The organism is Moraxella oblonga NBRC 102422, from assembly GCF_001598275.1.
In the GTDB taxonomy this organism is placed as follows: domain Bacteria; phylum Pseudomonadota; class Gammaproteobacteria; order Pseudomonadales; family Moraxellaceae; genus Moraxella; species Moraxella oblonga.
Map to the genome: position 1 here is coordinate 1 of NZ_BCYQ01000061.1, position 7723 is coordinate 7723.

Genomic DNA, 7723 nt, shown 5'->3' on the forward strand with positions numbered 1-7723 from the left:
TTTTCAGGCAGCCTGAAAATATTTTGCAAAATTTCCACACAAAAACACCGCTTGAACCTAGTTCAAACGGTGTTTTAAATTAACTGACTTTTAATTCCGCCCAAGCCCTTTTGATGATTTCTTGACTGGCTTGTAATGCTAAAAATGCCAAAATAAACGCCACAATTAAATCAGGATATTTTGACCCAAAAAAATAAACCGCTATACCAGCCAAAATCACCGCTACATTACCAATGGCATCATTTCGGGAACACACCCACACACTTCGGACATTGCTGTCGCCATCACGAAATTTTAACAATATCAGCAATGCTGACACATTTACCAATAACGCCAAAAATCCCACAATGCTCATTTCAGAATAACTGGGAATTTCCCCATAAAACATACGATAAACGGTAGTAATTAAAATAAATAAACCAAAACTGCCCATCGTTAGCCCCTTGACCATAGACGCTTTGGCACGGTAACTTAACGCCATTGGTAAAACAATCAAACTTATCAAATAATTGGCACTATCACCCAAGAAGTCTAAACTGTCCGATAACAGCGAAGTTGAACCTGATTTTATCCCCATTACAATTTCTACAAAAAACATTGTTAAATTCAATATCAAGACAATCCACAAAGCTTTTTTGTATTTGGGCGATTGATGAGTAGGCTGATTTGAACCGCAACAATTTTGGCACGGCATTTTTTGCTCCTGTTTTAAGATGAAATTTGCTATACTATAAACTCCGTAGTCATTACAGGGTCAAGCCAAAATGTCAAAAATTTTTCAAATTAAACAAGCCAGCGAACAAACAGGCGTGCATTTGGAAACCATTCGTTATTATGAAAAACAAGGCTTAATCAGCCCCTCTCACCAACAAAATGGCTATCGTGTATTTGACGAACAAACACTTGCTCAATTACGCTTTATCAAAGCCTGTCGCAATCTCGGCTTTTCTTTAAATAACATCAAAACACTGTTGCAATTACAACAAACGCCTACTAAACAATGCAATGAAGTCAATACACTTGCAAAGCAACATTTGGCATACTTGGACGAACAAATCACACAATTGCAACAAGTTAAAACTTTTTTAATGCAATTTGTGGGTTGTGAAAATAAAACGGTTGATAAGTGTCAGATTATTCAAGGTATTAAAGAAAAAGAATAGCGGAATATTTTTCAGGCTGCCTGAAAATTATTTTGCAAAATTTCCAAATAAAAACACCGCTTGCTTGATATGAATATCAAATTCAAACGGTGTTTTTATTGTTCATTATTCCACCCTTTCCCACCATTTTTCAAAATCAGGATTATCATCAAGGTAGAACACTTCGCCGATTTTTGGGGTGAATAACGGCAAGTTTTCTTGTTCGGCAGATTGGCTTAACAGCTTCATCGGCTCGTCCCAAGCGTGTTTGGCAAGCACAAATTTGCTGTTATGTACCGCCAATAATTTTTTGGGATTTAAATCTTTGACCGCTTGAATGAAATCATCAGGCAAAAAATGAATATTTGCCCAATCTTTATCATATTGCCCATTTTCCATAATCGCCACATCAATATTAGGAAATTGCTTGGCAATGTCTTTAAAAAACACATCATAACCGCTATCGCCACCGATATAAATGGTTTTATTGCCCGCTTGTAACATAAATGATGCCCACAGCGTTTGATTTTGTTTTAAGGCACGCCCTGATGAATGGCGAGTGGGCAAGGCGGTAATGTGCAAGTCGCCCAAAGTGATGTCCTGATACCAATCCAATTCAATGAGTTGCGTGGGCGAAAAGCCCCAGCGTTCAAAATGAGCACCGTTGCCAAGCCCCGTTATCACTTGCCCAATCCTATCTTTCATTGCTTTAATTGTGTCATAATCCAAATGGTCATAATGGTCGTGGGTAATGATTAAATAATCCACTTTTGGCATATCGTTGGGCATATAAATATCCGCTCCCTTAAATGGTTTACCCCCAAAAGGCAGGGGCGTTGCCGATACCAACACAGGGTCAATCAAATAAGTTTTTTGATTTAAATGTAGCAAATAAGACGAATGTCCAAGCCAAACAAAATAATCTTTATTTTTGGGTAAAGTATTTAAATCGGTTTTAATGGACGGTATGGGCGATTTTGGGGCGACATTTTTATCTTTTTCAAATAAAAAACGGTATAAACCTTTGATAATAGAAGTATCGCCTGTCCAAGTGGGCGTGTCGGATAAATTATGAAATTGACCGTTTTTATAATGCAGTGAAGTTTGGATTTTGGCAAGGCGTTCGCCTGTTGGATTTGCCCCAAATAAGGGTAATTGCAAATACGCCACGACAACAAGCACCAAAACGGTGATGATGATTAAAAAAACGATAAACATTTTTTTCATTAAATTCTCTCAAAAATTGACCGCTTATTTTAGTATTTTTGGTGGTGTGTTTCTTGCCTAATTGGATTAAAAATTTGCCTAATTGGATATTTTTTCAGGCTGCCTGAAAATATTTTGCCCAAAAAACACCGCTTGAATTTCCCCCAAGCGGTGTTGTGTTTATGGATTGCCCCATTTGACTTGTGCCGTACCACGCCCCAAAGCGTTTTTTAAGTCGTCCGTTTGGCGGATTTTGCCGATTTTGGTGTAGCGATAATTGCTGTCAAAACTTTCATAAAAAATCACAACCGTATCGCCTTGCCAAAGCAGGACATCGCCAATCTGGATACGCCCGATTTTTTGGTCGTTCGTTGGCAAAGATTTGGGCAAAGTGGCAAATTTTTCATTGTTTAAATGGTCGTCCATTGCCAAATCAAGCGGTAACAGATTGGCAAAAGCGGTGGCGGTTTCGTTATTTTCTAATTGTAAATCAAAGGTTTGATTGTTGATTTGTAAAACAATGGCGGACTGGTTCATCAAAATTTCCTGTTTGGGGGCGGTGTGGTTGTTTGGCTCGGCATTGCAGGCTGTGATGAATGTGGCATTGACCGCCATTAAAATAGCAAATAAATGGGCTTTCATTTTTTACCTTTTAAAATAAAGTATTATAACAAATTAACTGCCCAATTTCATTTTCAGGCTGCCTGAAAGTTTATTTTGCCCATTTTAAAAAGAAAAACACCGCTTTTATTTTAAAAAAACGGTGTTTTCTCTTTTAATTTATCACAAATATTGTTTTAAAAATGCCAATACTTTTTCTTGATATTCTGGTGTTGTCCAAAATTTTGGCGTGGCGTGTCCTTCGCCTTTTACGATAACAAGCTCACTAGGAATTTGATATTCTTGCAATTTTTTCAAATAGCGAACCGATTGTTCGTGAGCCACCACACAATCATTATCGCCGTGAAACATCAAAGTCGGTGGCGTGTCTTTGGAAACCCGATAAATGGGGCTTAATGCGGTGGCTTTTTTGATAAAGGCAGGCGAGCCGTATTTTTCGCCAACGGCATAGGCACTCAAATCAAAATCTTGGGGAATGTCGGCTTGTATCACATTTGCCCAATTTGTCTCTTCGCATTGGGGCTGGGCTTTGGTGGTGGCGGTCATATTGACAAAATCAGCAGAACCATAATAGGGCAAGCTCGCCTTAATGTGTTTGCCTTGCGTTACGGCAAGCCACTGTGCCAAATGCCCACCTGCACTTTCGCCCATTACCGCAATGCGATTGCTGTCCAAGCCGTATTGTTTGCCATTTTTACGCACAAATTCAAAGGCTTTTGTTACATCATTGCTGATACCATCAAGCAGAGCATCGGGCAAAAAGCGATAACCCACCGACACCACCGCATAACCATTGTCAAGCAGGCGTTTTATCATTTCTTCTACATTTTTGTGTGAACCGCCCATTACTTCCATTTTGTCGCCAGTAATAAATCCGCCACCGTGAATGTATAAGACCACAGGGGCATTATTGTGATGATTTTTGGGCAAATAAATGTCCAGTTTTTGGCGTTCGTTGATGTTGTCATAAGCGACATTGGCATAGCTGATGTGATTGAGTTTATTGGCGGTTGCCATTTGCTTGGTGTGCTGGGTGCTTGCCTTGCTGTTGACTCTGATGGCTTGGTCTATGGCGGTGTTGGCATTTACGCTAACTTGGCTTGATGAGGTGGTTTGGCAAGCAGAAAGTGCCAATGCCAAAGCGGAAAAGGTCAGGGCAATGGCGGTAGTTTTGAATTTTTTCATAAAATTGCTCTTTTATTGGAATGGAATGAGCGTATTATAAAATTTTAGACTTGATGGTTAAATAGCTATTTTGGGAAATCAGATTTTCAAAAATGAAAAGTTGTTTTCAGGCAGCCTGAAAGTTTATTTGCAAAATTTTAATAAAAAAACACCGCTTGAATTTTTCCAAACGGTGTTTAAGAAACGCTTAAAAATATTGATTGATATGGCTTTCAAAATCCTTTAAATCTTGCTCAATCGTTGGATTTTTAATCACATCAAAACAGGCAAAAGTCGGTAATGCTGTCATTGCAAAAAATCTAAAATTACAATGTATGGGGAAAAACAAATCATCAAGTCCTTTGCCAGCAAATAAATATTCGTCTGCATTATCAAACGCATTTTTGGGTGCGTTAAAGGTAGCAGAAAGCAGATATTTTTTGCCGTGCATTTTTCCGCCTGTGCCGTAATTGATACTTGGGTTGGCTGATGAACGACCGTCTGTATTGCACAAAATGCCGCCCATTCCAGCCGTAAACACATCGTCCATATATTTTTTGGCAAGCCACGGTATCATCATCCAATTGCTTGGGAATTGCAAAATCACTGCGTCCGCCCATTGCCATTTTTCAAGTTCATCAGGCACGGTGTAATCAGTAACAAAGCTGTGTTTGACCGTCAAACCTTTATTTTGTAAAACTTGTGTCGCCACATCAATTAAGGACTTTGTTAATTCGCCTTTGGAGAAATCATAAGGCTGATGAGCGTTGATGATTAAGATGTTTTGCATAATTTTGACCTTTGAGTGAAAAATAAAAAGATAAATGGGGTTAAGATTGGTATTTTCAAGGTTTTCAGGCAGCCTGAAAAGGTTATTTTGCCCATTTTAAAAAGAAAAACACCGTTTGAATTTAAAAATCCAAACGGCATTTTCATCAATCCCCCACCACCGTAAACACCTTATTTTTCAGCCGATATTCACTTTTTTCATCGTGGGCAAATTGGGTAATGGTCGGTTTTCTTTGGCAAAGCTGACGCATTTTGGCGGTGCTTTGTTGGTGCAGATGCCCGTCAATGCACACGCCGTCAATGTTGCCAGCAAGCATATCTTGTTCGCTGTATGACGCATCTCCGCCAATCAAAATATCATACTCGCCCATATCCACCACCACCGCCAAATGCCCCAGCGTATGTCCTGCGGTTGGCACAAGGCGGATTTTGCCGTCTTTGGTCAATTTATGACTTTGTTCAAAACTTTCAAACGCCCCATCATCAAAGGCGATACCATCGGGCTTAAACCAATCAGGATAGTGCATTGTTAAATAGCCGTTCATCACCGCATTTGGGGCGTTGATTGCCTGTTTTTCAGTTTGGCTCATCACAAATCGGCTGTTTGGGAAATGGGCAATACCGCCTGCGTGGTCGCCGTGCATATGGGTCATTACCACCGTGTCAATGTGCAGGGGGTCAAAGCCGTTTGCTTTTAGCACTTCGCCCACTTCTTCGTGTTTTTTGACCCCACGCCGTTCGCAAAACTGCATAAATGGGTGCCACCACGGTTGATAACCCTTGTCGTTGGCACGACTGCTTTCGCCCGTATCCACCAAAATCAAACCCTCATCGTGTTCAATCAGCCAACAGCCAATCGGCAATTTGGGCGACCATTTTTTATCGGTCAGCACATCAAGCACACGGGCAGGACGGGCAAAAAAGCGTGCCACTTGATGATGAATTTTGATTTGTACCCAACCTGTTGTCAGACAATGCACTTTAATCATTGTTAAAACCTTGTTTTGTCAAATTGAGTATATTTTACAAGGCATAAACAAGCCATACAAACACCAAAATCCTTGTATTTAACAGGATATACAGATAGAATTACAAAAATGTATGCTTATTTTGAAAAAAGATGAACGATTTAAGAGTAATCAAAACCCATCTGGCAATCGCTAACGCTTTGATTGAATTATTAGATGAAAAGCCATTTGAAAAAGTGCAAGTCCAAGAAATCATTGAAAAAGCCTTGATTAACCGCACCACTTTTTACCGTTATTATTCAGGCAAAAGCGATTTGGTCGGCAAATTGATAAAAGAAGTGAAAGCAGAGTATCAAGACCTGCTCAAAAAGCGTTTTGAAAGCGACAATTTACTGCGATTTATGCAAACCATCGGCAACCGCTTATTGGAAAAAAGACGGCTGATTTTGGCACTTTGGCAAATCAAAACCCCACGCCATCATTTGTATGACGATATGCACACGCTGTTAAAAAACGCCTTTATCGCCCACGCCAAACGGATAACATCAGATGATAAAAATTGGGCTGATAAAAACTGGGATTACCAAGCCCATATTTTTGCCACCATCGCCCTCGAAAGCCATAAATATTATTTTGAACAAGGCAAACTTTTGCCCATTCCACAGGTGTTTGAGGCGTGGATAGAAATGGTGCGGGTGTTGAAAAGCGTTCAGGCTGCCTGAAAAATGATTTTTGCAAAAACACCGCTTGAAATCCAAACACAGCCCCCATATCATAACCAATAACAAAATAAAAGATGGTCTATCACAATGACTGATATGAGAAAACTGGATTTAAACCTCCTCAAAGCCTTTGTGGTGCTGCTTGATGAGCAGAATGTCAGCCGTGCCGCTCATCGCTTGTCGGTAACACAGCCTGCGATGAGTGGCATTTTAAACCGTTTGCGGGCAAGTTTTGACGACCCGCTTTTTGTGCGGGTGCAGCACGGCATTGTGCCGACTGACCGTGCAATACAGCTTGGGGCGATTGCCAAAAAAGTGCTGGCTGATGTGGAGACGATGCTCACACCTGCCCAATTTGAAGCACAAACTTTAACGATGACTTTAAGAATTGGGGCAATGGATTATATTCAACAAATTATTGCCCTGCCTTTGATTTTAAAATTAAGACGGCTTGCACCCAATGTGCAGGTTGCCTTGTTGCCTGTGCAGGGGCAAAATATTAAGGCATTGTTTGAACAAAATAAAATTGATTTGGCAATGACCAGCCATCAACATATCACGCCTGATATGTATCAGCAAAAACTGTATGATGAACGCTATATTTGTGCGATGAGCAAAACGCACCCTATGGCAAATACGCCTTTGACGGCAGAAACATTCAGCCATTTGCCCTTTGCGATGCTCTCGTACAATGGCGGCGAATTTCGTGGGGCGACCGATTTGGCATTGCAATCGCTGGGCTTAAATCGCAAGGTGATGGTGTCGGTAAACAATATTTTGCTGTTGCCTCAGTTGCTACAAGAATCGGATTTGGTGGCGGTGCTGCCTGAAAAATTGGCACAAACTTTATCCAATGTGGTACTCAAATCCCCACCGATTGCGATTGATGGTTTTTCAATGCACCTTGCGTGGCACGAACGCACACAGGGCGATGTGGCTTATGAATGGCTGAGGAAAATTTTGCTTGAAATGGTGGTATAAATTATAATGCTAAAAATTTCTCATTACGGATGATTTGTGCAATCTAAAAACCAGAGAATGACTTATTTTAGTTAAGCAAATTTATTTTATCCCAAATGAATATAAATTGAACAATTGTGTATACTAACCG

General features: G+C 40.3%; 9 protein-coding genes. 3 read left to right on the forward strand and 6 right to left on the reverse strand.

All coding sequences use genetic code 11. The features are described from left to right. Positions 1-79: 79 nt before the first annotated feature. Entirely contained in the window at positions 80-694 is a 615-nt protein-coding gene (locus MOB01S_RS11390) for a cation diffusion facilitator family transporter (RefSeq protein WP_066805541.1), read from the reverse strand. A gap of 70 nt (positions 695-764) precedes the next feature. Here MOB01S_RS11390 and MOB01S_RS11395 point away from each other — a divergent pair, with 70 nt between their 5' ends. Beyond that, positions 765-1163 (forward strand): MerR family transcriptional regulator, encoded by a 399-nt coding sequence (locus MOB01S_RS11395; RefSeq protein ID WP_066805543.1) that lies wholly within the window; start codon positions 765-767, stop codon positions 1161-1163. Between the two features lie 105 nt (positions 1164-1268). On the opposite strand, the gene MOB01S_RS11400 is transcribed toward MOB01S_RS11395, so the two are convergent. From MOB01S_RS11400 to MOB01S_RS11420, 5 genes are all read right to left on the reverse strand, one after another. Next, a complete protein-coding gene (locus MOB01S_RS11400; protein WP_066805545.1) occupies positions 1269-2369 on the reverse strand; it encodes an MBL fold metallo-hydrolase in 1101 nt (366 codons plus the stop codon). A gap of 159 nt (positions 2370-2528) precedes the next feature. Further along, entirely contained in the window at positions 2529-2990 is a 462-nt protein-coding gene (locus tag MOB01S_RS11405; RefSeq protein WP_218016101.1) for a cyclophilin-like fold protein, read from the reverse strand. 141 nt (positions 2991-3131) lie between these two features. Beyond that, positions 3132-4154 (reverse strand): alpha/beta hydrolase, encoded by a 1023-nt coding sequence (locus MOB01S_RS11410; protein ID WP_066805547.1) that lies wholly within the window; start codon positions 4152-4154, stop codon positions 3132-3134. Positions 4155-4341: 187 nt separating this feature from the next. Further along, complete coding sequence (locus MOB01S_RS11415; RefSeq protein WP_066805549.1) at positions 4342-4923, reverse strand: NAD(P)H-dependent oxidoreductase; 582 nt, start codon at positions 4921-4923, stop codon at positions 4342-4344. Positions 4924-5068: 145 nt separating this feature from the next. Beyond that, positions 5069-5911, reverse strand: coding sequence for an N-acyl homoserine lactonase family protein (locus MOB01S_RS11420; RefSeq protein WP_066805551.1), 843 nt, complete (start codon positions 5909-5911; stop codon positions 5069-5071). 131 nt (positions 5912-6042) lie between these two features. Between MOB01S_RS11420 and MOB01S_RS11425 the strand changes: the two genes are divergently transcribed. After that, the gene (locus MOB01S_RS11425; RefSeq protein ID WP_066805554.1) at positions 6043-6612 is read left to right on the forward strand and encodes a TetR/AcrR family transcriptional regulator; all 570 of its coding nucleotides are present in this window, start codon (positions 6043-6045) and stop codon (positions 6610-6612) included. Positions 6613-6699: 87 nt separating this feature from the next. Then, the gene (locus MOB01S_RS11430) at positions 6700-7593 is read left to right on the forward strand and encodes a LysR family transcriptional regulator (RefSeq protein WP_066805556.1); all 894 of its coding nucleotides are present in this window, start codon (positions 6700-6702) and stop codon (positions 7591-7593) included. Positions 7594-7723 lie beyond the last annotated feature (130 nt).

Bases quoted from the DNA above. Each gene is read 5' to 3' on its own strand.
- MOB01S_RS11390 (WP_066805541.1), bottom strand. From the start codon at position 694: ATGCCGTGCCAAAATTGTTGCGGTTCAAATCAGCCTACTCATCAATCG.
- MOB01S_RS11395 (WP_066805543.1), top strand. From the start codon at position 765: ATGTCAAAAATTTTTCAAATTAAACAAGCCAGCGAACAAACAGGCGTG.
- MOB01S_RS11400 (WP_066805545.1), bottom strand. From the start codon at position 2,369: ATGAAAAAAATGTTTATCGTTTTTTTAATCATCATCACCGTTTTGGTG.
- MOB01S_RS11405 (WP_218016101.1), bottom strand. From the start codon at position 2,990: ATGAAAGCCCATTTATTTGCTATTTTAATGGCGGTCAATGCCACATTC.
- MOB01S_RS11410 (WP_066805547.1), bottom strand. From the start codon at position 4,154: ATGAAAAAATTCAAAACTACCGCCATTGCCCTGACCTTTTCCGCTTTG.
- MOB01S_RS11415 (WP_066805549.1), bottom strand. From the start codon at position 4,923: ATGCAAAACATCTTAATCATCAACGCTCATCAGCCTTATGATTTCTCC.
- MOB01S_RS11420 (WP_066805551.1), bottom strand. From the start codon at position 5,911: ATGATTAAAGTGCATTGTCTGACAACAGGTTGGGTACAAATCAAAATT.
- MOB01S_RS11425 (WP_066805554.1), top strand. From the start codon at position 6,043: ATGAACGATTTAAGAGTAATCAAAACCCATCTGGCAATCGCTAACGCT.
- MOB01S_RS11430 (WP_066805556.1), top strand. From the start codon at position 6,700: ATGACTGATATGAGAAAACTGGATTTAAACCTCCTCAAAGCCTTTGTG.